We start from the raw sequence: 25,054 nt of genomic DNA, 5'->3' as shown, positions 1-25,054 counted from the left end.
GCTAGCCGGTCGTGTTCGGCTCGAGGTTCAGCCGCAGCGCCGTCAGGCCGCGGGAGGTGTGGCTCTTGACCGTCCCCTCGTTGATCCCGAGCTCGGCTGCGGTCTCGGCGACGGACAACCCGAGCCAGTGCCGCAGCACGACGGCCGCCCGCTGCTGGGTAGGCAGGGCCTGGAGAGCGTCGAAGAGCGCCGTGCGTTCCTCGACACCGGTCGGCTCGGGCGCCGGGTGTTCGGGGAGATCGTCGGTCACGCGCTCCCTGCGCCACGGTCGGCGCGCCTCGTCGATGCTCGCCCGGACCAGGATCTTGCGGACGTAGGCGTCCTCGCTTCCGGCCCGCCGCACCCGGGGCCAGGCGACGTACAGCTTCACCAGCGCGATCTGCAGCAGGTCGTCGGCCCGGTGCCAGTCGCCGCAGAGTGCGTAGGCGATCCGCCGCAGGTGGGCGCGCCGGGCGGTGACGTAGTCGACGTACGCCGCCTCGCGGTCGGTTCCCTTCACAGGAGCCCTCCGCCGCCCTCGGCGTAGCGCTGGCGGGCGAGCTCGAGGAAGGCGTCCAGGTCCTCGCCGCCGTCGGCCCGGGGCACCGCGATGTACTGCTCAGGGATGTCGGGGCCGCGCCGGGCGAGGACGTACCACTGCTCGCCGTCCTTCTCGACGAGGGCGACCGCACTGGTGTCGCCCGCGGTCGCGAAGGAGTCCCCGAGATCGGGGCGCCGCCGCTGTTCCACGATCGTCACGCCGTCGAGGGGCAGCAGCGAGTCGTCCGCTTCGAGGACGACGAGGTCGTCGCGCGGGACGCCCGGCCAGTCGCCGGGCTTCTCCGTGCCGCCGTTGGTGCGCTGGTCCTCGAGGAGCGGAGCATTGACGTCGACCCACTCCTCGAACGAGTCGTAGCCGAGCGCCGGCGCGCGCAGGCTGGCGATCGTCATCGCGTCACCGAAGAGGAACCACTGACGTCGGTCGCCCTTGGCGACCTCGACCGCGACCATCCCCGGAGCCGACAGGTCGTCGACCACCTGCCATCCCGGTCGCACGTCGAGCTGCCCCGACCGGACCCGGGCGGCGTCCTCGCCCGCCCACGGCATGCCGGCGTTCCTGGCGCCGTCCTGAGGTGGCTGCGGCTCCGAGTCCGACGCCGAGGGCGACTCCGATGGCTCTCCCACGAACCCTTGGTCGTCGGAGCGGTTCGGGCTGCTGTCGTCGGGAGAGACCGCCCACGCCGTACCTCCGATGACCAGCGCCGTTGCGGCGGCGCCGACGCCGTAGGCCAGTCGGCGTCGCCGCAGCGCCCGGCGGCCGAGGGCCAGGGTCGACGCGAGGCCGGGTGCCTCGGTCGGGGCGGCTCCGATGGCCGCGTCGAGCTGGTCGGCGATGTCCGGCATGAGTTCCTCCGTGGGTCGAGTGTCGCTCACCGATGGATACGGTGCGGCCGCCCGATCGGTTGCCCCACGGAACGGACTAGGGTGGAACTGCCTTTCAGACCTCGTGAGCAGGAGCAGTGCAGCAATGCCCATCGCCACCCCCGAGAAGTACGCCGAGATGCTGGACGCCGCGAAGGCCGGAGCCTTCGCGTTCCCGGCGATCAACGTGTCGTCCTCCCAGACCCTCAACGCCGCGCTCAAGGGATTCGCCGACGCCGGTGCCGACGGCATCATCCAGATCTCGACCGGCGGTGCGGAGTACCTCTCCGGTCCGACCGTGAAGGACATGGTGACCGGGTCGGTGGCGTTCGCCGCCTATGCCGCCGAGGTCGCCAAGAGCTACCCGGTCAACATCGCCCTCCACACCGACCACTGCCCGAAGGACAAGCTCGACGGGTTCGTCCGACCGCTGCTCGACATCTCGGCGGAGCGGGTCCAGCGGGGCGAGGCACCGCTGTTCCAGTCGCACATGTGGGACGGCTCCGCCGTACCCCTCGACGAGAACCTCCAGATCGCCGAGGAGCTGCTCGCCAAGGCCGCCGCCGCGCACATCATCCTCGAGATCGAGGTCGGCGTCGTCGGCGGTGAGGAGGACGGCGTCGAGGGCGGGATGGGCGACCACCTCTACACCACCCCCGACGACGCGCTCGAGACCGTCGCCGCTCTCGGTACCGGCGAGAACGGTCGCTACCTGACCGCCCTCACGTTCGGCAACGTGCACGGCGTCTACAAGCCCGGCAACGTCAAGCTGCGGCCGGAGATCCTCAAGTCCGCCCAGGAGGCCGTGGTCGAGAAGCTCGGCCTGGAGGCCGGTTCGAAGCCGTTCGACCTGGTCTTCCACGGAGGCTCGGGCTCGACCGCCGAGGAGATCGGCGCGGCCGTCGACTACGGCGTCGTCAAGATGAACGTCGACACCGACACCCAGTACGCGTTCACGCGGCCGGTCGCGGGACACATGTTCAGCAACTACGACGGCGTGCTCAAGATCGACGGCGAGGTCGGCAACAAGAAGGCCTACGACCCGCGCGCGTGGGGTAAGGCGGCCGAGGCCGGCATGGCCGCGCGGGTCGTCGAGGCCTGTGAGAACCTGCGCTCGGCCGGTACGTCGATCGGCTGATCGGCTGACCGGCCGAGCGGGTCGTCAGCGCGAGCTCAGAAGGTCTCGCACTGGTCCTCCTTGTTGCCGCCGACGCGGTTCCGGTCGCCCACCGGGCGGGGCGCGTTGGACTTGCACTGCAGGTTGCCGTCGACCGCGTTGTCGTAGATCGCCCACCGGCCGTCGTTGGAGAACACCTGGATGTCGGCCTTGACGACGGCACGGCGGACCTCGCCGCCGCCACCCTGCTTCACCTGGATGCTGCCGCCGATCCTCGACCGCTGCACGACACCGTCGACGCTGCGATGGGTGACCTCGACCCGGCGGAAGTTCTCGGCCTGCACGTTGCCGTTGACCTGGATCCCGCGGGCCAGCAGCGTCGCGTTGCGGTAGACCTTGACGCTGCCGTCGACCTTGGTGCCGACGAGCTTGCAGGTGGCTCCTTGCGGCACGACGACGTCCCCGTCGATGGAGACCGCGCGGATCGTGCCGGTGCACCGCCGCTCCTCCGCGTGGGCGGGGCTGCTGAGCGCAACGGTGACGCCCGCGGCAACGGCCACGGTGGACAGCGAGGCCGCCAGTGACTTGGTGATCCGGTTCATGACTGCTCCTGGATGGTGGATGTCGGACGACCAGCGTCGGGCGGGCACGTGAGGTCTCGGTGAGCCGCTGATGAGAAGAGCCTCATCCTCGGCGGCGACCTGCGCGGGCCGTCGGGCACAATCGCGGCATGAGTCACCAGGACCTGATGGCCGGACCGCCGCCCACCCACCTGCCCGAGGACCCAGCAGCCGAGGCCCTCGCCGGGGGTGAGGCGCCGGCGACCGTCGTACGCCGCTTGCCGGCGTCGCCGCTCGCCTGGGCGACGCTCGCCGAGGCGGCCGTCGCGGCCGACGCGGACGACGTGACCGTCTACGCCTACTCCCGGGTTGGCTACCACCGGTCGCTCGACCTGCTGCGTCGCAACGGCTGGAAGGGCAACGGCCCGGTGCCGTGGGAGCACGAGCCCAACCGTGGGTTCCTGATCTGCCTGGCACTCCTCGCCAAGGCTGCCCGCGCCATCGGCGAGACCGAGGAGTGGGAGCGCTGCTCGAGCTTCCTCCGCGACTCCAGCCCCACGGCGTACGACGAGCTGCTCGGCTGAGGAGAGCCAGTCGGGCGGGTACCACGCGCACGCCCTAGCCTTGGGACTGTGAACGACATCCCTAGCGCTGCACCGGAGCCGGACCTCAACGAGCAGATGAAGGTCCGCCGGGTCAAGCGCGCCGCGCTGCTGGAGAGCGGCCGGGAGGCGTACCCGATCTCCGTCCCGCGCACGCACACGTTGGCGGAGGTGCGGGAGCAGTGGGGTCATCTGGAGACCGGCGAGGAGACCCAGGACGTCGTCGGCGTCGCCGGGCGCGTGATCTTCGTCCGCAACACCGGGAAGCTCTGCTTCGCGACCCTCCAGGAGGGCATCGGCACCCGGCTGCAGGTGATGCTGAGCCTGGCCGAGATCGGCGAGGAGTCCCTCGCCGACTGGAAGTCCTTGGTCGACCTCGGTGACCACGTGTACGTCGAGGGCCGGGTCATCTCGTCGCGTCGGGGCGAGCTGTCTGTGATGGCGACCCGCTGGGGGATGGCGTCGAAGGCGCTGCGCCCGATGCCGGTGCTCCACAAAGACCTGTCGGAGGAGGTGCGGGTCCGGCAGCGGTACGCCGACCTCATCGTCCGCCAGGAGGCCCGCGACATGGTGCGCACCCGGGCCGCGATCGTCAGTGCGGTCCGCCGCACGCTCGAGGACGAGGGCTACCTCGAGATCGAGACGCCGGTGCTCCAGCTCCTCCACGGTGGCGCGAAGGCACGTCCGTTCCGGACCCACATCAACGCCTTCGACCAGGAGATGACGCTCCGGATCGCGCTCGAGCTCAACCTCAAGAAGGCGGTGGTCGGCGGCGTCGACCAGGTCTTCGAGATCGGTCGGATCTTCCGCAACGAGGGCGTCGACTCGACGCACAGCCCCGAGTTCACGATGCTCGAGGCCTACCAGGCCTACGGCGACCAGTTCACGATGGCCGAGCTCACCCGGCGGCTGGTCCTCGCCGCCGCCGACGAGGTCGGCAGCAGGCAGATCGAGACGCCGAAGGGCGTCGTCGACCTCGACGGCGAGTGGCGCTGGCTGTCGGTCTACCCGGCCGTCAGCGAGGCGGTCGGCGAGGACGTCACCCCCGACACCGACGCCGAGACGCTGCGCAAGATCGCCGAGCGGCACGGCATCGAGGCCGACCCGGCGTGGAGTGCCGCCCACATCGTGATGGAGCTGCTCGGCGAGCTCGTCGAGCCCGGCCTGCTGCAGCCGACGTTCCTCTGCGACTACCCGCCGTCCGCGCAGCCGCTCGCGCGCCGGCACCGCGACGACCCGCGCCTGATCGAGGCCTGGGACCTGGTCATCGCCGGCGTCGAGCGCGGCACGGCGTTCAGCGAGCTGGTCGACCCGGTGGTGCAGCGCGAGGTGCTGACCCAGCAGTCGCTGCTCGCGGCCGGTGGCGACCCCGAGGCGATGCAGCTCGACGAGGACTTCCTCCGTGCGCTGGAGTACGGCGCCCCGCCGATGGGCGGCGTGGGCATCGGCATCGACCGGCTCATCATGCTCTTCACCGGTGTCGGGATCCGGGAGACGATCCTCTTCCCGCACGTCAAGCCGGAGGTCTAGGACCCCTAGGGCACGATCATCGAGTAGGCCGCCGGCTCGAGCCGCCAGCTGCGGTGCCGCTCCGGTCCGTAGAGCTCCCCGTCTGCGCTGCACCAGAACTCGGTGCCGCTGATCGTGACCGTTGAGGCGTGCATGGTGACGACGTCCTGGTGGGTGGCGTGCGTCCCGATCCCCAGCCGGCCGACGTACGCAAGGCGGCCCAGGGTGCCCTTGGGCCGCGCGATCATCACGTCGATCCGGCCGTCGCCCGGGTCGGCGTCGGGGGTGAGCTGCAGGCCGCCACCCACAGTGGCGCCGTTGCCGAGCGCGATCATCAGCACGGGGCGGTCGACGTCCGTGACGACCTCGCCGTCGACCTCGACCCGGAGTCGCAGCACGGGCGGGTCGATCGAGGACAGCAGGGCGCCGATCGGGTAGCCGAGCCGGCCGAGGTTGACCGGTCCCACGCCGATCCGGCCGAGCCGCTCCTTCCACGGCTTGGCCTTCCGGCCCGCCTCCGCGCCGGCGCCGAGGTGCACCTGGTTGACGACGATCTGCCCGACCTCGTCGACCAGCAGGTCCATCGGCCGGACGGCGCCGTCGACGAGCGCCTGCGCCGCCTCGATCGGGTCGAGGGGGATGCCGAGGGTGCGCGCGAAGTCGTTGCCCGTGCCGAGCGGCAACAGTCCGAGCACCCGGTCGACCCCGAGCTCGTGACGCCGGTGGAGCGCGGAGACGACCGCGTGCAGGCTGCCGTCACCGCCGGCGACCACGACCCGTCGGGACCCCGCCCGGTGCAGGGCACCGTCGAGCTCGCCGGGTGCCGCGGTGCGGCACACCTCGACCGACGTCGAGTCGCGGAGCACGGTGAGCGCCGAGTCGAGCGCGGCGTCGTCGGCCGTGCCCGCATCACTGTTCGTGATCACCAGGAGGGGCTCAGGAGCAGGCACCGACCCACCTTACGGGTCGGGGGGTGGTTGGATTTCATGCCATGGGGACGAGCAGGCGCTGGACCGCACGTGGGCTGATCGATCTGGTGCTCGACGAAGGCTCCTACGAGTCCTGGGACGAGCCGGTCGACGCCGGCGGCCACAGCGACGAGTACCAGGCCGAGCTGCGTGCCGCGGCCGAGAAGGCCGGCACGGACGAGTCCGTCCTCACCGGTCGGGGCACGGTCAACGGCCGCCCGGTGGCGTTCATCGTCAACGAGTTCCAGTTCCTCGCGGGATCGATCGGCGTGGCCGCGGCCGAACGGATCGCGAGTGCCGTACGACGCGCCGCCGCCGCGGGCATCCCGGTCGTCGCGAGCACCGCCTCCGGCGGCACCCGGATGCAGGAGGGCACCCGCGCCTTCGTCCACATGATCGAGATCTCCCGCGCGCTGATGGAGCACCGCGCCGCCGGCCTGCCCTACCTCGTGCACCTGCGCCACCCCACCACCGGCGGCGTCTACGCCTCGTGGGGCTCGCTCGGGCACGTGACCGTGGCCGAGCCCGGCGCCCTCGTCGGGTTCCTCGGCCCCAAGGTCTACGCGGCGCTCAACGGCCGCCCGTTCCCCGAGGGCGTCCAGACCGCCGAGAACCTCGCCGCCAAGGGTGTGATCGACGCCGTCGTCTCGAGCGAGGACCTGCGCTGGCTCTTCGACCTGGCGCTGGCGGTCCTGGTCGACCCGCCCGGCCCCGGCACGCAGGAGCGTCGTACCCCCGTGGCCGCCGACGTGGTCGCGGCCGCCGCCTGGGAGTCCATCGAGCACACCCGTGCCGACGGTCGGGCCGGCGTCCGGGAGCTGCTCAAGTACGGCGCCGAGGGGACGCTGCGGCTCCGCGGCACCGACGAGGGGGAGCGGGACGAGACCGTGATCGTCGCCCTCACCCGGCTCGATGGGATCCCGTGCGTGCTGGTCGGGCAGGACCGCTCGCGGCAGTCGGCGGCCACGCCGATGGGACCGGGCGCGCTGCGCGAGGCGCGGCGCGCGATGCGGCTCGCCGAGGAGCTGCGGCTGCCGTTGGTGACCGTGATCGACACTCCGGGCGCCGAACTCTCGCCCGAGGCGGAGGAGGGGGCGATCGCCGGCGAGATCGCGCGCTGCATCGCGACCCTGGTGACGATGACCGTGCCCACCGTGTCGATGATCCTCGGCCAGGGGTGCGGTGGCGGCGCGCTCGCCCTGCTGCCGGCGGCGACCGTGCTCGCGACCGAGCACGCCTGGCTCTCACCGCTGCCGCCCGAGGGTGCGAGCGTGATCCGCTACGGCACCGTCGACCGCGCCGCGGAGATGGCCACCAGCCAGGGGGTCCGTGCGCTCGACCTGCTGGCCGGCGGCGAGGTGCACGCCGTCGTCCCCGAGCACGACGACGACACCCCCGCCGACCTCGCGCGCGCCGTCGCCGCGGAGATCGCCCACCACCTGCGATCGGGCACGGCTCCCGGTTTTTGGTAATGTTGCGTCGCAAGAGCCCCGGTCTTGCACCGGGGTTTTTGCATTGGGAAACCGATGGACAAGCAGTGGTGCGTCGAGCAGCCGGCCCGAACGGGCTGGAGGGACTCCGTTCCCGTAGCGAAGGAGCACACAGATGCCAGCGATCGTGATCGTCGGCGCCCAGTGGGGCGACGAGGGCAAGGGCAAGGCGACCGACCACCTGGGCAGCCGGGTGGACTACGTGGTCAAGTTCAACGGCGGCAACAACGCCGGCCACACCGTGGTGATTCGCCAGGAAGACGGCACCGTTGAGAAGTACGCCCTCCACCTCCTCCCCAGCGGCATCCTCACCCCGGGCTGCACCCCGGTCATCGGCAACGGCGTCGTCGTCGACCTCGACGTCCTCTTCCATGAGATCGACGGTCTCGAGGCGCGCGGCACGGACACCGGGCGGCTCAAGGTCAGCTCCAACGCCCACGTCATCGCCGACTACAACCGCACCCTCGACAAGGTCGCCGAGCGGTTCCTCGGGAGCCGCAAGATCGGCACCACCGGTCGCGGCATCGGACCGACGTACGCCGACAAGATGAACCGGATCGGCATCCGGGTCCAGGACCTCTTCGACGAGAAGATCCTGGCCCAGAAGGTCGAGGGCGCGCTCGAGCTCAAGAGCCAGATCCTCACCAAGGTCTACAACCGCCGCGCGCCCTCGGTCGACCAGACCGTCGAGGAGCTGCTGGCGCACGCCGACCGGCTGGCGCCGTACGTCTGCGACACCACGCTGCTCCTCGGCGAAGCGCTCGACCGTGGCGAGACCGTGCTGCTCGAGGCGGGCCAGGCGACGCTGCTCGACGTCGACCACGGCACCTACCCGTTCGTGACCTCCAGCAGCGCCACCGCCGGCGGCGCGTGCACCGGCTCCGGGATCCCGCCGACCCGGATCGACCAGGTCATCGCGATCGTGAAGGCCTACACGACCCGCGTCGGCGAGGGCCCGTTCCCGACCGAGCTGCAAGACGAGTCCGGCGACTTCCTGCGCAACACCGGCGCCGAGTTCGGCACGACGACGGGTCGGCCGCGGCGCTGCGGCTGGTACGACGCCGTCATCGCCCGCTACGCCGCCCGTGTCAACGGCGTCACCGACTTCGTGCTCACCAAGCTCGACGTCCTCACCGGTCTCGAGCAGATCCCGGTGTGCGTGGCCTACGACGTCGACGGCGTGCGGTACGACGAGATGCCGGCGAACCAGAGCGCGTTCCACCACGCGGTGCCGGTCTACGAGTACTTCCCGGGATGGTCCGAGGACATCAGCGGCGCCCGCTCCCTCGGGGACCTGCCGGCCAACGCGCAGGCCTACGTGCAGGCGCTGGAGGAGATCTCCGGGGCCCGGATGTCGGTCGTCGGGGTGGGGCCCGAGCGCGAACAGGCAGTTGTCCTGCACCCGCTGCGCTGAGGCCCTACGCTCGGCGTCGTGCCACGCATCCTTGCCTACCTCGTCCTGCTCGTTGCCGGGGTCCTGAGCCTGCCCGTCGCCGCCGCGTTCTTCGACGGCGAGGGCTCGGAGGACTGGATCCTGCCCGTCCAGCTGGGCGGCATGGCGGCGGTCGGCGCGCTCGTCGGTCTCGCCACGCCGGCGCTGGTCGGTGACGGGGCCGCGACCGGGCGGCGGGTGATCGTCGGAGCCCTCCTCGGCATCGGTGCCGCCCTCGTCGGGGTCGCGCTGTTCTTCCTGCTGCTCAACGGGTTCGACGGAGCCTGAGGGTCGTGACCGCCACGCCCGCGGCGAGCGCGAGCGCGGCGAGCAGGTAGGCGTTGCCGACCAGGTGGTCGGCGGCGTTCCAGTCGTACTCCCGTTCCTCGCCCCACGGCGGCCAGAGCATCGGCCGGGCCACGAACACGGCGGTCCAGGCGACCGCCGCCCACCGGCTCCGCTCCCACAGGACCACCGCCACCGGCACCGCCCACACCCAGTGGTGCGACCAGGAGACCGGCGAGGCGACGAGCATCGCCATCGCCGCGAGACACGCCCCGAGCGCCGGGTCCCCGCGTCGCCAGCGGACCACGCCGACGCCGAGCAGCGCGAGGGCGAGCGGCCCGGCGACGCACAGCCACAGCACGGTCGACGGCGGACCGTCGAGCAGGCGGGCCAGCGCTCCGGACACCGACTGGTTGTGGGCCAGCTGCGGCGGGCCGACGCGGCGGGCGTCGAGCAGGCCGTCGGTCCAGTACGACGACGACGCTGCCGGCATGGCCGCGAACCCGATGGCGACGGTGGCCGCGAAGGCCAGCGCGGCGCGACCGGCCGACGATCGCCGGCCGACCAGGAGGAGCAGCACCACGAACACCAACGGGGTGAGCTTGAGGCCCGCCACGATCCCCACCAGGACGCCGGACAGCCGGCGCTCCGGGCGCAGGAGGTCGACCAGGACGGCGAGCATCAGCACCGCGTTGACCTGGCCGAAGGCGAGGTTCTGCCAGACCGGCTCCAGCGCGATCGAGGCGGTGGCGACGAGAGCGACCAGCCAACCGGGTGCCGGCAGGCCGTCCGCGTGGCGCACCAACACGACCGCTGCGGCGACACAGGCGGCACTCGCCCCGGTCCAGAGCGCCGCTGCGAGCCAGCCGGGCACGAGTGCCAGCGGCACCATCACGACCGCGGCGAACGGCGGATAGGTGAACGGCAGACCGGTGACCGGGTCGTCCGCGTCGTACACCTGCGCGCCGTCGAGCACCGCCCGTCCGGCGTAGCGGTAGACGTGCAGGTCCGTGAAGCCGCCGACGAGCCCGCCGACCACCGCAGCGGCGAGCGCCAGCACGAGAATCCAGGCCACGTAGGATCGGCGCTCGTGTCCAGCGAACTGAGCGTCCTCGTCGTCGGCACGGGCGGACGCGAGCACGCCCTGGTGCTCGCCCTGGCGCAGGATCCCGCGGTCGTGGCGCTGCATGCGGCGCCCGGCAATCCCGGCATGGCGGCCGTCGCGACCGTGCATGAGGTCGACCCTATGTCCGGTACGGCGGTCGCGGACCTCGCCGAGCGGATCGGCGCGGGACTGGTCGTGGTCGGGCCGGAGGCGCCGCTGGTCGCCGGCGTCGCCGACGCCGTGCGCGCTCGCGGGATCGCGGTGTTCGGCCCGTCCGAGGCCGCGGCGCAGCTCGAGGGCTCCAAGGCGTTCTCCAAGGAGGTCATGACCGCCGCCGGCGTACCGACAGCGGCCTCGCGCGTTTGCACCTCCACCAGCGAAGCTGCCGATGCGTTGGATGAGCTCGGGTCTCCGTACGTCGTCAAGGACGACGCGCTCGCCGCGGGCAAGGGCGTGGTCGTCACCCGCGACCGCGCCGAGGCGCTCACCCACGCGAAGGCCTGCGGCCGGGTGGTGGTCGAGGAATTCCTCGATGGGCCGGAGGTGTCGCTGTTCGCGATCTGCGACGGGAGCACGGCGTACCCCCTCCAGCCGGCGCAGGACTTCAAGCGGATCTTCGACGGCGGCCGCGGGCCCAACACCGGCGGCATGGGCTCCTACACGCCGCTCACCTGGACACAGCCGGACCTGGCGCAGGTCGTCATCGACGCCGTGGTGCAGCCCACCCTCGCGGAGATGTCACGTCGCGGCGCGCCGTTCGTCGGTTGCCTCTACGTCGGCCTCGCCCTGACCGCCGCCGGCCCACGGGTGATCGAGTTCAACTGCCGTTTCGGGGACCCCGACATCCAGCCGGTGCTGGCCGTCCTCGAGTCGCCGCTGGGTGTGCTGCTCCACGCGGCCGCCGAAGGCCGCCTCGGCTCCCTGCCGGCCCCGCGGTTCCGCGACGCCGCCGCAGTCTCGGTCGTGCTCGCCTCCGCCGGCTACCCGGAGACGTCGTCCAAGGGCGACGTCATCGCCGGCGTCGTCGCCGCCGCGCAGCTGGCCCACGTCGACGTCATCCACGCCGGCACCGCGGTCCGCGACGGCGAGCTGGTCACCGCGGGGGGCCGGGTGCTCGCGGTCCGCGCCGTCGGCGCGGACTTGGCCGAGGCGCGGGCCCGGGCGTACGACGCCGCAGGGATGATCTCGTTCGACGGTCGGCAGCTCCGCACGGACATCGCCGCCGAGCCGCTCGGCGTCGTCGAGGGCGCCTCCCTCAAGGATTAGGTCGAATCGACACTCATGGTGCGTCGAATCGACACTCATGGTGCGTCGAATCGACAGGCTCGGCGTGGCGCCTGACCATCTGAGTCAACTCGAAGGACCAATCTTGTCGATTCGACGATGCAAACCTGTCGATTCGAGGCCATGGGAGAATGAGGCACGTGACCGTCCCGAACGTCCTCGCCACCCGGTACGCGGGTGCCGACCTCGCCGAGATCTGGTCGCCCGAGCACAAGATCGTGCTCGAGCGCCGGCTGTGGATCGCCGTGCTCAGGGCGCAGCGCGACCTGGGCGTCGACGTGCCCGACGGCGTGGTCGAGGCCTACGAGGACGTCGTCGAGAAGGTCGACCTGGCGTCGATCGCCGCGCGGGAGCGGGTCACCCGGCACGACGTGAAGGCGCGGATCGAGGAGTTCTCCGCGCTCGCCGGGCACGAGCACATCCACAAGGGCATGACGTCGCGCGACCTGACCGAGAACGTCGAGCAGCTGCAGGTCAAGCAGTCCCTCGAGCTGCTCCGCGACCGCACCGTCGCGACCCTCGCCCGGCTCGCCCGGCTCGCGGCCGAGCACGAGCTGACGGTGATGGCCGGCCGTTCCCACAACGTCGCCGCGCAGGCGACCACCCTCGGCAAGCGGTTCGCCACGGTCGCCGACGAGCTGCTCATCGCACTCGACCGGGTCGATGAGCTGATCGCCCGCTACCCGCTGCGTGGCATCAAGGGTCCGATGGGCACCGCACAGGACATGCTCGACCTGCTCGGCGGTGACGAGGACAGGCTGGCCGACCTCGAGCAGCGGGTCGCCGCTCACCTGGGCTTCGAGCGGGTGCTCACGAGCGTCGGCCAGGTCTACCCGCGCAGTCTCGACTTCGACGTGCTCTCCGCACTGGTCCAGCTGACCGCCGCGCCGTCCAACCTCGCGACCACGATCCGGCTGATGGCCGGCAACGAGCTGGTCACCGAGGGCTTCCAGGAGGGCCAGGTCGGCTCGTCCGCGATGCCGCACAAGATGAACACCCGCTCCTGCGAGCGGGTCAACGGCCTCGCCGTGGTCACGCGCGGCTACCTGTCGATGGTCGGCGAGCTAGCGGGCGACCAGTGGAACGAGGGCGACGTGTCGTGCTCCGTCGTACGACGGGTCGCCCTGCCGGACGCGTTCTTCGCCGTCGACGGCCTGTTCCAGACGTTCCTCACCGTGCTCGACGAGTTCGGTGCCTTCCCCGCGGTCATCCAACGCGAGCTCGACCGCTACCTGCCGTTCCTCGCGACCACCAAGGTGCTGATGGCCGCGGTGCGCAACGGTGTCGGTCGAGAAGCCGCGCACGAAGCGATCAAGGAGGCGGCCGTCGGCACGGCGCTCGCGATGCGCCAGGGCCAGGCCGCCAACGACGTGTTCGCCAAGCTCGCCGCCGACGAGCGGCTCGGCCTGACCGCGGACCAGCTGACCACGCTGGTGGCCGACCCGATCACGTTCACCGGTGCCGCGGTCGCGCAGACCCAGGCGGTCTGCCGGCAGGTGGCCGCGGTCGTCGAACGGCATCCGGCCGCGGCAGCGTACTCACCCGGCGCCATCCTGTAGCGACGTGTGACGCTCGATGCCGAGGCGGACATGGAAGGACATGACCCTCGGTCCCGCCACGGACGAGCACGACCCGGAGCAGCAGTTCCGGGCGCTGTACGACGGCAACTTCGCCGCCGTCCTCGGCTACCTGCTGCGCCGGGTCGACCAGCCGGCCGACGCGGCGGACGTGGTCAGCGAGGTCTTCCTGGTCGCCTGGCGCCGCCTCGACGAGGCGCCACCCGGCGACGGACGACCCTGGCTCTTCGGGATCGCGCGGCACACGCTCGCCAACTACCACCGCGGCCAGCGTCGCCGGCAGCGGCTGGGCGGTCTGCTCCGCGACACGCTGGCGCGTGACGTCACGCCCGATCCGGCGGTCGGTGTCGCCGAGTGGGACCGGATTCGGCGGGTGCTGCTGCGGCTGCGACCCGACGACCGCGAGCTGCTCATGCTGGTCGGCTGGGACGGGTTGAGCCCGACCGAGGCGGCGGCCGTCGTCGGCATCGCGCCGGGCACCGCCCGGATGCGGCTGGCCCGCGCCCGCCGCCGCTTCCGGGACCTCCTCGAGCCCGGGTGTGACGCTCCGTCGACGTCCGGACATGTCCAGGCAGTCCCGTTCGAGCACGTGACCGGGGAGAGCCGATGATCGACCACGACCCGGACCCGGGCACCGACCCGCTGGCCGGGAGGGACCCGCACCCGCGGGAGCAGATCGACCTCTGGCCACTCCACGACGCGCGCCAGGCTCTCCTGGAGGAGATCGTGTCCCAACCCGGTGCCGGAAGCACTGCTGCCCCGGCCGCCCGACGTGTCCTGATCCCGGTCGGGATCGCGGCGGCGATCGCCCTCGTCGTCGGCGGCGCGTGGTTCGCCGTTAGCGGTGACGACAGCGGCGGCGAGGACGACCAGGTCGTCGCCGCAACGTCTGAGGAGCGGACGGCAAGCGAGCCCACGACCGAGCCCACGACCGAGGCCACGACGCCCACGTCGGAGCCGACGAAGGACCGGCGACGCGACAAACAGCCCGAGGTCCGCCTCAACGGCGTCGAGATCGGCCGCGTCGCGAGCCTGAACAAGTGTCTCCGCGTGCTCGATCACCTGGACGCCGAGGAGGTCGAGGCCCTGCGGCTCCGCGCCTCGCGGCGCAAGGGCGGCGCCCGCTACGTGGTCCGTCTCGCTGACCAGGACGTTCGCTTCGTCGCCCGCGATCACCGGTGCCATGTACTCCAGGTCGGTCCGAAGGAACGCAGGTCGCGCTGACCAGAGCGGTCAGGCCGGCTTGACGTCCAGGACGACCTCGAACTCCAGCAGGTCGGCGCCGGTCGACACCGGCTTCTTCTGCTCGTCGCCGGGCTTGGTGGCGTGTGCTGCCATGCCCGCGCCCTCGCGCCAGGCGTCGAAGGATGCCTGGTCCTCCCAGTGGGTCACGACGAAGTAGCGGTCGTCGCCGGCGACCGGCCGCAGCAGCTGGAAGCCGAGGAAGCCCGGCGAGCCCTCGACGGCGCCCGCCCGGGCGGCGAACCGCTCCTCGAGGTGAGCCCCGGCGCCTTCGGGCACGTGGATGGCGTTGATCTTCACGACGGACATGCCGTGAGCCTATGCGCGTGCCTAGGGCGACAGCCCGGCGGCCGGGTCAGCAGCCGACGCCGTTGATGTCGCCGTCGGCGCGGATCGCGCCGTTCACACGGAGCCGGTACGCCGAGCAGTACCGCTCGCTCAAGAGCTCGTCGCGAACCAGCCGCACCGGTGCCCATCGGCCCCGTCCGACCGGCTCGAGGTAGCGGAACCGCGGCGCCAGCAGCGCACCCGCGCCGGTGTCACCCTTCAGGTAGTGACCGAGCCACGCCTGGGTGTAGACGCTGCTGAGGGCCTGACCGTAGCGGCTGGCCGGCAGCACGAGCGGTACGTCGGCGAACTCGAGGTGGGTGCTGGCGCGTGGTACGACGACCATCGTCTCCAGGCCACGCGCGCTCCAGCGATCGAAGCCGGTGGCCTTCTCCCGCCGCGGGTCCGGACCCTGCGGCGACAGAGCCGGGACCAGCGACGACCCGGCGGACAGGTGCCACGGGCTCGGCGTGAAGCCGTACTCCGCCTGGATCCCGAGCGACGGTACGACGGGTCGCACGGGGCGCTGCCCGAACGGCGCCGGCCCCTCGGACCACAGCTTGTCCAACGCGACGACAGCGGCGACGCGCTCGTCGTACCCCTGGACGTAGGACACCGCCGCTCCGCCCATCGAGTGGCCGACGATCGCCAGCCGGGTCGTCCGTCCGGGCGTGCGCGGGTTGCGGATCGGTGACCGGTCCCACTCGCGCCACCACGGGTTGAATCGGTCGACCTCGGTCGTGCCTGCCGCGGGGTTCGCGTACGGCGCCGACGGCCTCGAGACGAAGAAGTCGAGCGCGTCGACGGTGCCGGTGGTGAAGTTGGAGAGCTGCTGGAACGGCACTCCCGGGCACGGTGTCATCTGCTCGGTGCCGAGGGCGGGATCGCCCTCGATCGCGCCGAACGGGTTGCAGAACGGGAAGACCGGGTCGCCGTCGTGCGGGAGGGTCTCACTGGTGCCCTGGCCCTGGACGTCGTAGAGAAGGACGAGGTAACCGCGCTCGGCCAGGTCCTGCGCCAGCCACTCGTACATCCCCTGCGAGCCGCCGACGGAACCCGGCGTGATGACGACGCCCGGATACGGCGCCCGCAGCGCGGCACCGGTGTAGGGGTCCGTCGCGCCGGGCAGCGGGGCGTAGACGGTGCCGCGCAGCAGTGCGCCGAACCGGTTGGTGAAAGCGACCTGCTGCGAGCGGCCGCGGCTCCCCTCCCAGGTGGCGCGTAGCGGGTTGCCCACGTTCCACCCGGGAACGACCATCGCCGGCGTCAGCGCGAGTCGGTCGGGGGTGGCGAGCTGCTGCATCAGCTGGGAGACGCCGACGAGCGTGCTCTCGCGGACCAGCGCAGGAAGGTAGGCCGGGTTCTGGAGCTGCCCGCCCGGCCCGATGATCCGGCCGTAGGCGGCGCGCATGTTCGCGAGGTCGGCCGCGACGTCGTACGACGCCGGCGCCGGCGTCGGGTCCGGTTCGGCCGAGGCTGTCGTCGCTCCCGACGTCAGGGTTGCGGCGGCGGCCAGTGCCGCGAGCAGGACGAGGCAGCGCGATCCGCGGTTCACGGTCGGACCAACGTCGCCCCCCGCCCCGGGCTACGCGCGGGCGTCGCCGCCCCAGTTGGAGAGCTTGGTGGCGACGGTGTGCAGGTCCTTGCGCCAGACGCCCTCGTCGCCGGGAGGGATGATGTCGTTCCACTCGGCGGCGGGTGAGCCGAGGACCGGCATCAGGCCCTTGGTCCGCGCGAAGAACCAGACGTGGAAGTGGGCGCCGCCGTCACCCCAGCGGCTGACGTGCACCCGGCCGATGTTGGGGAGGTTCTCGATGATCCGCACCAGCCGGTTGCTGATCCGTCCGTACTGCGACGCCAGCTCGTCGTCGAGCTGGCCGAAGTCCTCGTGCTCACGCGTGTGCAGCATCAGCACCAGCGGGAGGCCGGCGGGCTGGCCCGGGTGGGTGAGGAGCCAGCGCTCGTCCTCCCACACGATCCGGTCGGGGTCGATCCCGGTGCACTCGGGGCAGGCCTTCGCGGGGTCCTCGCCGTACCGCCCGGGCTCGGCACCCGGCGGCTGGACCACCTTCGGCGCGAGTGCGCCGTCGACGACGTCCCAGGGGAAGATGTCCCACCCTCCCGACGGCGGCATCGGGAGGCGACCTCCGTCGCCCGTGCTGGCAACGATCCGCTGATAGACCTCTTCGGCAGACTCCGGCATGGCGACACTGTGCCAGCACGGGTTCGGGACAGAAACGACCACCCCCTGCAACGATCGGCCGGCACCCGGACATGGGAGAGGTATGGATCAGCCCGACTCTCGGGACGTCGCTTTCCGACGGCTCTATCAGCTGCACTTCGATGCCGTGCTCGGCTTTGCCCTGCGACGCACCGACCGGCCCGAGGATGCCGCGGACGTCACGGCCGAGACGTTCCTGGTCGCGTGGCGCAGGGGGCCGCACGTCCCGGACGGCGACGCGGCCCGCCCATGGCTGTACGGCGTCGCCCGGCGGGTGCTCGCGAACCACCGGCGCGGCGAGGGCCGCCGCGTCGCGCTCGGCGACCGGCTGCGACAGCAGCTGTCGCTCGCGATGGCCGACCTGTCGGCCGAGGTGGTGCACCGGACGGACGTGACGACGGCGATGGCGCGGCTGAGTGCGCGCGACGAGGAGGTCCTCCAGCTGCACCTCTGGGAAGGCCTCGAGTCGCGGGAGATCGCCGAGGTGCTCGGGCTGCCGGGCGCCGTCGTACGGCCTCGGCTGTCGCGGGCCAAGGCGAGGTTGCGGGCGCAGCTCGGCAACGATCCGGCCCGGGCCGGACATCTCCCCAGAAGACCCCGAACCGTGGCCCCGAAGGAGGGACCGGCATGAGCGCACGTCAGAGGATCACCGACCAGGGCGTCGCCGGTCTGCCCATCGCCGAGGGGCGCGCCGAGCTTCTGGAGGAGATCATGCAGAGCAGCACGAGCACGGACCGTTCCTACCGTGGGCTGCTGGTGCCGCTCGCGGCCGCAGCGGCCGTCGTCGCCGTCGCCGGCAGCGCCTGGGCGCTGTCGGCCGGTGAGGGGCCGGACACCTCGCCGCGTAGCCCGGGCTTCGGGTCCGGTCCCTCCTCTCCGGCGGAGAACCCCAGCGCCGAGAGCCCCAGCACCGAGAGCCCCAGCGCCGAGAGCCCGAGCGCCGAGAGCCCGAGCGCCGACACCGCCACGGAGACAGCCGAGAACGCCTGCATCCTCAGCTACGGAGGCGGCCCGACGCCGGCGACGGACGGCCCCGAGTTCGCGCACTGCGACGAGGTGATCCTCCAGGAGCAGCAGCCCGGTGACCTCGTCCAGCAGGAGCGGTACCAGCGGCCGCCGAAGCCCGTGCTGCTCACCGCCGAAGGCTGGCGGGTGGAAGGCGTCTACAACATGGACCTCGACTGGGTCGGCCCCGGGGGCCGTGAGGTGCACCTGACCTGGGTGCAGACGGATTCGGCGGACCCGTTCGCCTACGACCGCTACGACCGGGCCGGCGACCGGATCGACGTCCTCGGTGTGACCGGCCGGCTCACCGGTTTCGTGCAGGAGGGCCAGGAGTACCAGGTTCTGCTCACGTCCCCCGTCGACGACGGCGGCCCGGGGCTGCTGCTCGAGACCAGCACGCTCGGGGCGGCGGAGTTCCGCGCGCTGGTCGGGTCGCTGGAATGGGTGGACCTGGAGGAGTACGAAGCCGTCGTGCGCGCTGCGGTGGGCTGACCGGGTTCGCCGGCTGCGCGCTCGTAGGCTGTTGCCCGTGACGCTCGCCAACATCCCGACCGCGCCCGTGCTGCCCGGCGCCCGCCACCTCCACTCCGGGAAGGTGCGCGACCTCTATGAGCTGACCGACGGCCCGCACGTCGGCAAGCTGCTGATGGTGGCGAGCGACCGGCTGTCGATCTTCGACTACGTGCTCGAGACGACCATCCCCGACAAGGGGGAGATCCTCACCCGGACGTCGCTGTGGTGGTTCGACCAGCTCGCCGACGTGGTGCCCAACCACATCGTCAGCACCGGCGTACCCGACGAGGTCGCCGGGCGCGCCGTCATCTGCGACAACCTCGCGATGTATCCCGTCGAGTGCGTCGCGCGGGGCTACCTGACCGGGACCGGCCTGCTCGACTACAACGCAAGCGACCCCGATCACGCCGTGTGCGGGATCCCGCTGCCGCCAGGCCTGGTCGACGGCAGCCGGCTGCCGGAGCCGATCTTCACCCCGGCCACGAAGGCCGATCTCGGCGACCACGACGAGAACGTCTCGTACGACGCCGTCGTGGCCACGGTCGGCGCCGAGACCGCCGCCGAGCTGCGCGACCTGACCCTCGCGGTCTACCGCAGGGCCGAGGCGATCGCCCGGGAACGCGGCATCATCCTGGCCGACACCAAGCTCGAGTTCGGGGTCTCGACAGGCTCGACCACCACGAAGGAGATCGTGCTCGCCGACGAGGTGCTCACTCCCGACTCCTCCCGGTACTGGCCCGCGGCCGAGTGGCAGCCCGGCCGCGCGCAGCCGTCGTACGACAAGCAGATCGTGCGCAACTGGGCACTATCGCCCGAGTCCGGCTGGGACAAGGCGTCCGGCGAGGCTCCGCCGCCGCTGCCGCCCGAGGTCATCGAGCGGACCCGCAGCCGGTACGTCGAGGCCTATGAGCTGCTGACCGGGGAGACCTTCTAGACTCTGGCGCGTGGCAAGAGTCGTCGTAGCCGTCATGCCGAAGCCCGAGATCCTCGACCCGCAGGGGAAGGCGGTGCTCGGGGCGCTGCCGCGACTCGGCTTCGGCGGCGTGACCGACGTCCGCCAGGGCAAGCGGTTCGAGCTCGAGGTCGAGGGGGACGTCACGCCCGACGTGCTCGCCGAGGTCGAGAAGATGGCGGAGACGCTGCTCTCCAACCCGGTCATCGAGAACTACGTCGTGAGCGTCGAGCAGGTCGAGCAGGCCGACCAGTGAGGGTCGGGGTCGTCACCTTCCCCGGCTCCCTCGACGACGTAGACGCGCGGCGTGCGGTCCGGATCGGCGGCAACGAGGCGGTCGCCCTCTGGCACGCCGACGCCGACCTGAAGAGTGTCGACGCGGTGGTCCTTCCCGGCGGGTTCTCGTACGGCGACTACCTGCGCTGTGGCGCGATCTCGCGCTTCTCGCCGGTGATGTCGGAGGTGGTGCGGGCCGCCGGCAACGGGCTGCCCGTGCTCGGCATCTGCAACGGCTTCCAGATCCTCTGCGAGTCCCACCTGCTGCCCGGTGCGCTGATCCGCAACGACCACCGCAGGTTCGTGTGCCGGGACCAGAGGCTGCGGATCGAGAACAACCGCACCGCCTGGACGTCGTCGTACGCCGAGGGTGCCGAGATCACGATCGCGCTCAAGAACGGCGAAGGCGGGTTCGTCGCCGACGCCGACACGCTGGCCCGGATCGAGGGGGAGGGGCAGGTCGTCGCGCGCTACCTCGAGGTCAACCCGAACGGATCCCTCAACGACATCGCCGGCATCACCAACGAGCGCGGCAACGTGGTCGGCCTGATGCCGCACCCCGAGCACGCCGTCGAGGAGCTGACCGGCTCCGGCACCGACGGGCTCGGCTTCTTCACCAGCCTCGCCGCCGCCGTGCTGTCGTGACCACCGCCCGATGACCCCGCGCAACGTCTTCCGCGCCCTCGCCGTCACCGAGGCGATCACCTGGGCCTGCCTGCTGGCCGGGATGTTCGTGAAGTACGTCGTCGGCACGTCCGAGGTCGGCGTCCAGGTCGCCGGTCCCGTGCACGGCGTCGCGTTCATCGCCTACTGCCTGGTGACCGTCGTCGTGGGGGTCGACCAGCAGTGGTCACGCGGCCGGCTGCTGCTCGGGCTCGCGTCGTCGGTCCCGCCGCTGATGACGGTGTGGTTCGACCGGCACGTCGAGAAGCGCGGCGGGCTCGACGACCACTGGCACTCGCGTCACGACAGCGACACCGCCGCGCAGCGGGCCGTCTGCTGGCTGCTCCGCCACCACCGCCAGGCGATCGTCGGCTTCGTCGTGGCGGTCGCCGCCCTCACCGGCATCGCGCTGGTCGTCGGCCCGCCGGTCGGCTGAGTCAGCCCCGCCCGCCCCGCAGCTTCTCCCAAGTGCGCTCGTTCACGATGCCGGTGGCGCGGAGGCCGACCCGGCGCTGGTAGGCGCGCACGTCCTGGGCCGTCGTCCGGCGGAAGATGCCGTTGACGACGCGCTGCAGGGTGGGGTCGGCGGCGTTGAGCGCCCGCTGGACCCGGCGCACGTGCAGGCCGGCCGACCCGATCTTCTGGGCGTAGTCCCTGCCCTGGGCGAACGCCGCGACCCAGTTGGCCGGGCTCCAGGTGGTGCTGACGGGGAAGCCGCGGCGCTCCTGCCACTCCTGGACCGCGGCGATCGTCGCCGGCCCGTAGGTGCCGGTGAGCTTGCCGTCGTAGTGCCCGCGCTCCTGGAGCAGGCACTGCAGGGCCCGCACCTTGTTGGCCGGCGGCGCGTGGCCACCGCTCGGCTCGCGCAGTGCCGGGAACCGCCTGAAGTCGAGGTTGACCCCTCCACAGTGCTCCTCGGGGGGCGCGAAGCTGCCGCGGCCGAGGTCGAGGTAGTTGCGGTCGATGTTGATCGTGACGCCGCCCCAGGTCTCGTCGTGGCCGCCCAGGTACTGCTTCACCCGGCCGCCCGGCCGCCAGCCGTCGTCGCGGATGTACGACGTCGAGGTGTTGGCGACGCCGTCCCAGCGTGCGATCCAGATCCGGTCGGGGAGCGTGTAGGCGCCCGGCCGTTGGACCCGCACGTCGTCGAGGATCTTGATCCCGGACCCGGCACTCGAGTAGACGCCGGAGACGTACCGCAGGTCGTGCAGCTTGTTGGTCCACGCGCTGAGGAAGGCCAGCGCCGACTCGCGACAGTGCCGGTTGGTGTGGTCGAACGCCTCGAGGTCGTACCAGAGCGTGCTGCGCGGCACGATGCCGAGCGCCCCGGCCGCAGCGACCGCCTTCTCGGCCTCGGCGCGACCCTGACGGCGGGCAGCCGGGTAGTTGTCGTGGCGGCCCGGGCGGCCGACGATCACCGGGTCGTCGTGGTACCGCGGGAACCGGTCGCTGCACGACGCCTGCGGCCCCAACGTGATCGGGAGCAGTCGCCAGCCCTTGCGGAGCTGGGTGCCGATCCACCTCGGCGTCAGGTTCGGCTGGCTGCGGCAGGCGCGGGAGTTGCCGGAGATGTAGATGCCGACGGCGAGGAACGGCGAGTGGTTGAGCCACGCGTCCATCGCCCGCTGTGTCGGCGCCAGGCACTGGTCGAAGCCGTAGCCGCGGAAGTCGCCGGGGGTCGCCGGGTTGGGCTCGGCCGCGGCCGGGCGGAACGGGGCGAGGACCATCGCGACCGCCAGTACGGCGACAGCGGCGGCGGACCGGGCAGACATCTTGGGCTCCAGTGAGTCGGGTGGGGAAGGCGCGGTCAATCACGATAGCCTCATCAATCACAGCAGTAACAGTGGTCACACAGAACTACAGGGTTGTAATTCATGGTCAGGGTGGGTGGGCTCCTCGGCTCGGCGGCGGCCGGCGTGTGCTGGCTGATCGCGCTGTTCCTCCCGTGGACCGCTCACGGCACGCTCTCCGCGACGTCGCTGCTGGACGCCGTTGAGCTGGTCCGACGGGGTGCCGTCGACGCGGTCGTCCCCTCGGGAGCGGCCGTCGTGCTGCTGGTCCCGGCACTGGCCGGGATCGTGGTGATCGGGGTGGTCGGCTTCTCCGGACGTGCGGCGACGGCGGTCCGCGTGGGGGCTCTCGCCGTCGGGTCGATCGGCTCGATCGCGCTCGTGCTCAGGCTCAGCGGCACCGACCCGGGCGCGGCCGGTCCAGGCGCATGGGTTGCTCTGGTCGGCGTACTCTTCGCCGCTCAGGCACTAGGCTTCGCGATCTACGCGACGGGGGCGGGTCAGTCCTCGTCGGCATGATCGGGGAGGAGGTCCGAGGTCGATGGACTGCCCCACCTGCGGCACGCCGCCGGACCGCCCCGACCAGCGATTCTGTGCGAAGTGCGGCACCAACCTCGCGCCGGCCGAGCCGCCGACGGCCTACGGCCAGGGGACCCGGATCACCGGGCCGCTGTTCGCCGACGACCTGCCGCCGCCTCCGGCAGCACCACCCACGTTCGCGGTGCCGGCGACGCCCCCGCCGGGCTACCCGCCCGTTCCGCCACCGCCCGTGCCGCCACCGACCGGGCCGCCACCGACCGGGCCGCCACCTATCGCGTACGAGGCCGGACGGAACGGGCGTCGTCGTACGCCGGTCGTACTCATGGCCGTCGCCGCCCTGTTCGCCGCTGCGATCGGCGCCGGCGGTGTGGTGCTGCTGTTCGGGGGCGACGACGACTCGCCCTCCGACACGTCGGCGGAGGATCGTGCCAACGACACCGGCGACCGGGACGCGACGACCGATGCCGCGCCCTCGGCCCAGGCCAGCGAGACGCCGACCGCGACTGAGACCGCGACCAAGGAGCCGCCGACGTTCCAGTGCTGGGACGGCGGTGCGGCCGTGACCCGGCTCGCCGACTGCGCGGCGCCGACCGGTGCGGCCGGACTGGCCTGGGTGTTCCCCTCGTCGACCGGCGCCAGCTGCTCGACCGAGGCCGGCGCCCAGCGCGCGTCGGAGGCAGGGTGCGCCCCCGTGGTCGGCGGCGCCACGGTCCGCTTCCACTACAGCGAGTGGCGGTCCCGCGCGGCGCTCGAGACCTACTACGCCAGCAACACCGTCGCCGTCATCGCGGCACCGGACGGTCGCGGCGACCTGGTCGCCCTGCAGGTGGAGTCCCGCGACTCGTCGGTGGGCTACAAGGTCGCGATCTACTACACCGATCCGTCTGCGCCGTGGTCGGTGACGATCTACGCGGCCGACGAAGCGGAGTACCTGGCCGCGGTCGACCAGCTCGCGATGCGCCCGTTCCCACAGCTGCGCGGCGAGCGGGAGTGACGTCTGGCCGCGCGCCCTCAGTCGTCAGTCGACGTCGAGGTCGTGCTCGTCGCCGAACAGGCTCCGCGGCACGGGGTCGAGGCCGAGCAGGTCGGTCACGAGGTTCGCGACGTTGCCGTTGCGGACCGGCTGCGGCCCGACGTACCTGGGCCGGCCGTTGCCTGGGTCCTGGTAGTCAGGATTGAGCGCGTAGAGGTCGCCCGGGGTGATGCCGGGACCCCAGACGACGAACGGGATCGTGTAGTTCTCGGGCCGGCGACGATCGGAGTGCGAGGTCATCTCGGGCACGCCGCCGTGGTCGGCGGTCACGATCACGACCACCTCCTCGGACAGCTCAGGGTCGGCGACGATTGCGGACACGATCCGGTCGATGTCGGCATCGGCAAGGGTCACGGCGTCGAGGTAGGGATCACTGCCCCAGCCCGACTTGTGGCCCGCGTTGTCCGGACCGGCCAGGTGGACGAAGACCAGGTCGTGGTCGTCCTCGCGCAGGTCCGCGATCGCGGCGTCCACCAGCGCGGGCTGGTCCTGGTTGAAGACGAGGTCGTCGATGGTGCCCGGCCAGGCCCGCTCCCACATCTCGAACTTCTCCTTGCCGACGAAGACCGCGCTGGTCCCCCCGGCCTCGTCGATCGTGGAGAACACCGACTCGGTCCTGCGCGCCACCGACCGCCTCGAGGTGTCGTTCCAGGTGACGCCGTGACCGCCGAGGAACCTGTTGACGCGGTCACCGGTGACCATGCCGGTGTGGTTGGGCAGGGTGACCGTCTTCTCCACCTCGGTGCGGGCGTTGAGGGTCCCCGCGCCCTGTGCCAGGAGGTCGGCGATGGTCGGCGTCGTCGTCCTGCTGACGTAGAGGGACCCGAGGCTGTCGACGGAGATCACCACGACCCTCGGGTCGTCCGGGAAGCCTTGCGCTGCGATCTCCTCGGCGTCGTCCCCCAGTCCGGGGTCCGCGTCCGAACCGTCGCCACGACCACCGTCGTTCGCGGTCGATCCGGCGACGTCGGTGGTGCTGTCGGACGGGTCCGCCGAGGAGCTCTCGCTCGCGTCCGACGGCGAGGCGTCGTCCTGCTGCACCCACCAGAGGCCGCCGACGGCGATCGCGCCTACCAGCGCCACCAGTGCGAACGTCGCGGCCGACGCGCGAGAACTCGCGGGCGTCGGCGGGTGTGGCATGGGCCCAACCTAACTTCCGCGT

28 protein-coding genes are annotated in these 25,054 nt (G+C 71.9%); 18 read left to right on the top strand and 10 right to left on the bottom strand.

Annotated features, from left to right (window positions below; translation table 11 throughout):
- Position 1: 1 nt before the first annotated feature.
- Together SHK19_RS19255 and SHK19_RS19250 are read right to left on the bottom strand one after the other, a co-directional pair.
- A complete protein-coding gene (locus tag SHK19_RS19255; protein WP_322454789.1) occupies positions 2-499 on the bottom strand; it encodes a SigE family RNA polymerase sigma factor in 498 nt (165 codons plus the stop codon).
- Entirely contained in the window at positions 496-1,383 is an 888-nt protein-coding gene (locus tag SHK19_RS19250) for a hypothetical protein (RefSeq protein ID WP_322937183.1), read from the bottom strand. The genes SHK19_RS19255 and SHK19_RS19250 overlap by 4 nt, the downstream gene beginning before the upstream one ends.
- Positions 1,384-1,507: 124 nt before the next feature.
- On the opposite strand from SHK19_RS19250, the gene fbaA reads away from it, so the two are divergent.
- Positions 1,508-2,539, top strand: coding sequence for a class II fructose-bisphosphate aldolase (fbaA, locus tag SHK19_RS19245; RefSeq protein WP_322454791.1), 1,032 nt, complete (start codon positions 1,508-1,510; stop codon positions 2,537-2,539).
- 35 nt (positions 2,540-2,574) lie between these two features.
- Here fbaA and SHK19_RS19240 read toward each other — a convergent pair whose 3' ends face one another.
- A complete protein-coding gene (locus SHK19_RS19240) occupies positions 2,575-3,120 on the bottom strand; it encodes a hypothetical protein (protein ID WP_322454792.1) in 546 nt (181 codons plus the stop codon).
- Between the two features lie 128 nt (positions 3,121-3,248).
- Here SHK19_RS19240 and SHK19_RS19235 point away from each other — a divergent pair, with 128 nt between their 5' ends.
- Positions 3,249-3,662, top strand: coding sequence for a DUF3151 domain-containing protein (locus SHK19_RS19235; RefSeq protein ID WP_322937182.1), 414 nt, complete (start codon positions 3,249-3,251; stop codon positions 3,660-3,662).
- A 96-nt stretch (positions 3,663-3,758) separates the two neighbouring features.
- The gene (gene lysS, locus SHK19_RS19230) at positions 3,759-5,210 is read left to right on the top strand and encodes a lysine--tRNA ligase (RefSeq protein ID WP_405030513.1); all 1,452 of its coding nucleotides are present in this window, start codon (positions 3,759-3,761) and stop codon (positions 5,208-5,210) included.
- A gap of 5 nt (positions 5,211-5,215) precedes the next feature.
- On the opposite strand, the gene SHK19_RS19225 is transcribed toward lysS, so the two are convergent.
- Positions 5,216-6,139, bottom strand: coding sequence for a diacylglycerol/lipid kinase family protein (locus SHK19_RS19225; RefSeq protein WP_322937180.1), 924 nt, complete (start codon positions 6,137-6,139; stop codon positions 5,216-5,218).
- Between the two features lie 41 nt (positions 6,140-6,180).
- Here SHK19_RS19225 and SHK19_RS19220 point away from each other — a divergent pair, with 41 nt between their 5' ends.
- From SHK19_RS19220 to SHK19_RS19210, 3 genes are all read left to right on the top strand, one after another.
- On the top strand, positions 6,181-7,629 hold the full coding sequence (locus tag SHK19_RS19220; protein ID WP_322937179.1) for a carboxyl transferase domain-containing protein: 1,449 nt from the start codon (positions 6,181-6,183) through the stop codon (positions 7,627-7,629).
- Positions 7,630-7,762: 133 nt separating this feature from the next.
- The gene (locus tag SHK19_RS19215) at positions 7,763-9,061 is read left to right on the top strand and encodes an adenylosuccinate synthase (protein WP_322937178.1); all 1,299 of its coding nucleotides are present in this window, start codon (positions 7,763-7,765) and stop codon (positions 9,059-9,061) included.
- An 18-nt stretch (positions 9,062-9,079) separates the two neighbouring features.
- Complete coding sequence (locus SHK19_RS19210; protein ID WP_322454798.1) at positions 9,080-9,367, top strand: hypothetical protein; 288 nt, start codon at positions 9,080-9,082, stop codon at positions 9,365-9,367.
- Here SHK19_RS19210 and SHK19_RS19205 read toward each other — a convergent pair.
- Positions 9,345-10,439 carry a glycosyltransferase 87 family protein gene (locus SHK19_RS19205; RefSeq protein WP_322454799.1) on the bottom strand — a complete coding sequence of 365 codons (1,095 nt, stop codon included), beginning with the start codon at positions 10,437-10,439 and terminating at the stop codon, positions 9,345-9,347. The two genes, SHK19_RS19210 and SHK19_RS19205, sit on opposite strands and share 23 nt — an antisense overlap.
- A gap of 27 nt (positions 10,440-10,466) precedes the next feature.
- Here SHK19_RS19205 and purD point away from each other — a divergent pair, with 27 nt between their 5' ends.
- From purD to SHK19_RS19185, 4 genes are all read left to right on the top strand, one after another.
- On the top strand, positions 10,467-11,735 hold the full coding sequence (purD, locus tag SHK19_RS19200) for a phosphoribosylamine--glycine ligase (RefSeq protein WP_322454963.1): 1,269 nt from the start codon (positions 10,467-10,469) through the stop codon (positions 11,733-11,735).
- Between the two features lie 158 nt (positions 11,736-11,893).
- Positions 11,894-13,312 carry an adenylosuccinate lyase gene (gene purB, locus SHK19_RS19195; RefSeq protein WP_405030439.1) on the top strand — a complete coding sequence of 473 codons (1,419 nt, stop codon included), beginning with the start codon at positions 11,894-11,896 and terminating at the stop codon, positions 13,310-13,312.
- Positions 13,313-13,352: 40 nt separating this feature from the next.
- Entirely contained in the window at positions 13,353-13,940 is a 588-nt protein-coding gene (locus SHK19_RS19190) for an RNA polymerase sigma factor (protein ID WP_322454801.1), read from the top strand.
- Positions 13,937-14,554, top strand: coding sequence for a hypothetical protein (locus SHK19_RS19185; RefSeq protein ID WP_322454802.1), 618 nt, complete (start codon positions 13,937-13,939; stop codon positions 14,552-14,554). Before SHK19_RS19190 ends, SHK19_RS19185 begins: the two co-directional genes overlap by 4 nt.
- Positions 14,555-14,563: 9 nt before the next feature.
- Here SHK19_RS19185 and SHK19_RS19180 read toward each other — a convergent pair whose 3' ends face one another.
- From SHK19_RS19180 to SHK19_RS19170, 3 genes are read right to left on the bottom strand one after another with little or no spacing between them, the layout of a single operon-like run.
- A complete protein-coding gene (locus SHK19_RS19180; RefSeq protein WP_322454803.1) occupies positions 14,564-14,881 on the bottom strand; it encodes an antibiotic biosynthesis monooxygenase family protein in 318 nt (105 codons plus the stop codon).
- A 46-nt stretch (positions 14,882-14,927) separates the two neighbouring features.
- Entirely contained in the window at positions 14,928-16,454 is a 1,527-nt protein-coding gene (locus tag SHK19_RS19175; RefSeq protein ID WP_322937177.1) for an alpha/beta fold hydrolase, read from the bottom strand.
- 30 nt (positions 16,455-16,484) lie between these two features.
- Positions 16,485-17,102 (bottom strand): hypothetical protein, encoded by a 618-nt coding sequence (locus SHK19_RS19170; protein WP_322454805.1) that lies wholly within the window; start codon positions 17,100-17,102, stop codon positions 16,485-16,487.
- 82 nt (positions 17,103-17,184) lie between these two features.
- Between SHK19_RS19170 and SHK19_RS19165 the strand changes: the two genes are divergently transcribed.
- The 6 genes from SHK19_RS19165 to SHK19_RS19140 are packed head-to-tail and all read left to right on the top strand — an operon-like array spanning position 17,185 to position 20,965.
- Positions 17,185-17,751 carry an RNA polymerase sigma factor gene (locus SHK19_RS19165; RefSeq protein WP_322454806.1) on the top strand — a complete coding sequence of 189 codons (567 nt, stop codon included), beginning with the start codon at positions 17,185-17,187 and terminating at the stop codon, positions 17,749-17,751.
- The gene (locus tag SHK19_RS19160; RefSeq protein ID WP_322454807.1) at positions 17,748-18,617 is read left to right on the top strand and encodes a hypothetical protein; all 870 of its coding nucleotides are present in this window, start codon (positions 17,748-17,750) and stop codon (positions 18,615-18,617) included. The genes SHK19_RS19165 and SHK19_RS19160 overlap by 4 nt, the downstream gene beginning before the upstream one ends.
- 37 nt (positions 18,618-18,654) lie before the next feature.
- On the top strand, positions 18,655-19,572 hold the full coding sequence (locus SHK19_RS19155; RefSeq protein ID WP_322937176.1) for a phosphoribosylaminoimidazolesuccinocarboxamide synthase: 918 nt from the start codon (positions 18,655-18,657) through the stop codon (positions 19,570-19,572).
- A 10-nt stretch (positions 19,573-19,582) separates the two neighbouring features.
- Positions 19,583-19,846, top strand: coding sequence for a phosphoribosylformylglycinamidine synthase subunit PurS (purS, locus tag SHK19_RS19150; protein ID WP_322937175.1), 264 nt, complete (start codon positions 19,583-19,585; stop codon positions 19,844-19,846).
- Positions 19,843-20,511 (top strand): phosphoribosylformylglycinamidine synthase subunit PurQ, encoded by a 669-nt coding sequence (gene purQ, locus SHK19_RS19145; RefSeq protein WP_322937174.1) that lies wholly within the window; start codon positions 19,843-19,845, stop codon positions 20,509-20,511. Before purS ends, purQ begins: the two co-directional genes overlap by 4 nt.
- 10 nt (positions 20,512-20,521) lie before the next feature.
- Entirely contained in the window at positions 20,522-20,965 is a 444-nt protein-coding gene (locus tag SHK19_RS19140) for a DUF3817 domain-containing protein (protein WP_322937173.1), read from the top strand.
- A 1-nt stretch (position 20,966) separates the two neighbouring features.
- On the opposite strand, the gene SHK19_RS19135 is transcribed toward SHK19_RS19140, so the two are convergent.
- Positions 20,967-22,301, bottom strand: a complete 1,335-nt coding sequence (locus SHK19_RS19135) for a glycoside hydrolase domain-containing protein (RefSeq protein WP_322937172.1) — start codon at positions 22,299-22,301, stop codon at positions 20,967-20,969.
- Positions 22,302-22,403: 102 nt separating this feature from the next.
- Here SHK19_RS19135 and SHK19_RS19130 point away from each other — a divergent pair, with 102 nt between their 5' ends.
- Together SHK19_RS19130 and SHK19_RS19125 are read left to right on the top strand one after the other, a co-directional pair.
- Positions 22,404-22,838, top strand: coding sequence for a hypothetical protein (locus SHK19_RS19130; RefSeq protein ID WP_322454813.1), 435 nt, complete (start codon positions 22,404-22,406; stop codon positions 22,836-22,838).
- A gap of 22 nt (positions 22,839-22,860) precedes the next feature.
- Positions 22,861-23,853 carry a zinc ribbon domain-containing protein gene (locus SHK19_RS19125; RefSeq protein WP_322937171.1) on the top strand — a complete coding sequence of 331 codons (993 nt, stop codon included), beginning with the start codon at positions 22,861-22,863 and terminating at the stop codon, positions 23,851-23,853.
- A 24-nt stretch (positions 23,854-23,877) separates the two neighbouring features.
- Here the strand turns inward: SHK19_RS19125 and SHK19_RS19120 are convergent, their stop codons facing one another.
- Positions 23,878-25,032 carry an alkaline phosphatase family protein gene (locus SHK19_RS19120; protein ID WP_322454815.1) on the bottom strand — a complete coding sequence of 385 codons (1,155 nt, stop codon included), beginning with the start codon at positions 25,030-25,032 and terminating at the stop codon, positions 23,878-23,880.
- Positions 25,033-25,054 lie beyond the last annotated feature (22 nt).

The sequence above is a fragment of the Nocardioides bizhenqiangii genome (assembly GCF_034661235.1).
In the GTDB taxonomy this organism is placed as follows: domain Bacteria; phylum Actinomycetota; class Actinomycetes; order Propionibacteriales; family Nocardioidaceae; genus Nocardioides; species Nocardioides bizhenqiangii.
The sequence above is the reverse complement of the archived record's forward strand: the minus strand, read 5'-3'. Positions and strand labels throughout refer to the sequence as shown.

Bases quoted from the DNA above. Each gene is read 5' to 3' on its own strand.
- SHK19_RS19250 (WP_322937183.1), bottom strand. From the start codon at position 1,383: ATGCCGGACATCGCCGACCAGCTCGACGCGGCCATCGGAGCCGCCCCG.
- fbaA (WP_322454791.1), top strand. From the start codon at position 1,508: ATGCCCATCGCCACCCCCGAGAAGTACGCCGAGATGCTGGACGCCGCG.
- SHK19_RS19240 (WP_322454792.1), bottom strand. From the start codon at position 3,120: ATGAACCGGATCACCAAGTCACTGGCGGCCTCGCTGTCCACCGTGGCC.
- SHK19_RS19235 (WP_322937182.1), top strand. From the start codon at position 3,249: ATGAGTCACCAGGACCTGATGGCCGGACCGCCGCCCACCCACCTGCCC.
- lysS (WP_405030513.1), top strand. From the start codon at position 3,759: ATGAAGGTCCGCCGGGTCAAGCGCGCCGCGCTGCTGGAGAGCGGCCGG.
- SHK19_RS19220 (WP_322937179.1), top strand. From the start codon at position 6,181: ATGGGGACGAGCAGGCGCTGGACCGCACGTGGGCTGATCGATCTGGTG.
- SHK19_RS19215 (WP_322937178.1), top strand. From the start codon at position 7,763: ATGCCAGCGATCGTGATCGTCGGCGCCCAGTGGGGCGACGAGGGCAAG.
- SHK19_RS19190 (WP_322454801.1), top strand. From the start codon at position 13,353: ATGACCCTCGGTCCCGCCACGGACGAGCACGACCCGGAGCAGCAGTTC.
- SHK19_RS19185 (WP_322454802.1), top strand. From the start codon at position 13,937: ATGATCGACCACGACCCGGACCCGGGCACCGACCCGCTGGCCGGGAGG.
- SHK19_RS19180 (WP_322454803.1), bottom strand. From the start codon at position 14,881: ATGTCCGTCGTGAAGATCAACGCCATCCACGTGCCCGAAGGCGCCGGG.
- SHK19_RS19170 (WP_322454805.1), bottom strand. From the start codon at position 17,102: ATGCCGGAGTCTGCCGAAGAGGTCTATCAGCGGATCGTTGCCAGCACG.
- SHK19_RS19165 (WP_322454806.1), top strand. From the start codon at position 17,185: ATGGATCAGCCCGACTCTCGGGACGTCGCTTTCCGACGGCTCTATCAG.
- SHK19_RS19160 (WP_322454807.1), top strand. From the start codon at position 17,748: ATGAGCGCACGTCAGAGGATCACCGACCAGGGCGTCGCCGGTCTGCCC.
- SHK19_RS19140 (WP_322937173.1), top strand. From the start codon at position 20,522: ATGACCCCGCGCAACGTCTTCCGCGCCCTCGCCGTCACCGAGGCGATC.
- SHK19_RS19135 (WP_322937172.1), bottom strand. From the start codon at position 22,301: ATGTCTGCCCGGTCCGCCGCCGCTGTCGCCGTACTGGCGGTCGCGATG.
- SHK19_RS19130 (WP_322454813.1), top strand. From the start codon at position 22,404: ATGGTCAGGGTGGGTGGGCTCCTCGGCTCGGCGGCGGCCGGCGTGTGC.
- SHK19_RS19125 (WP_322937171.1), top strand. From the start codon at position 22,861: ATGGACTGCCCCACCTGCGGCACGCCGCCGGACCGCCCCGACCAGCGA.
- SHK19_RS19120 (WP_322454815.1), bottom strand. From the start codon at position 25,032: ATGCCACACCCGCCGACGCCCGCGAGTTCTCGCGCGTCGGCCGCGACG.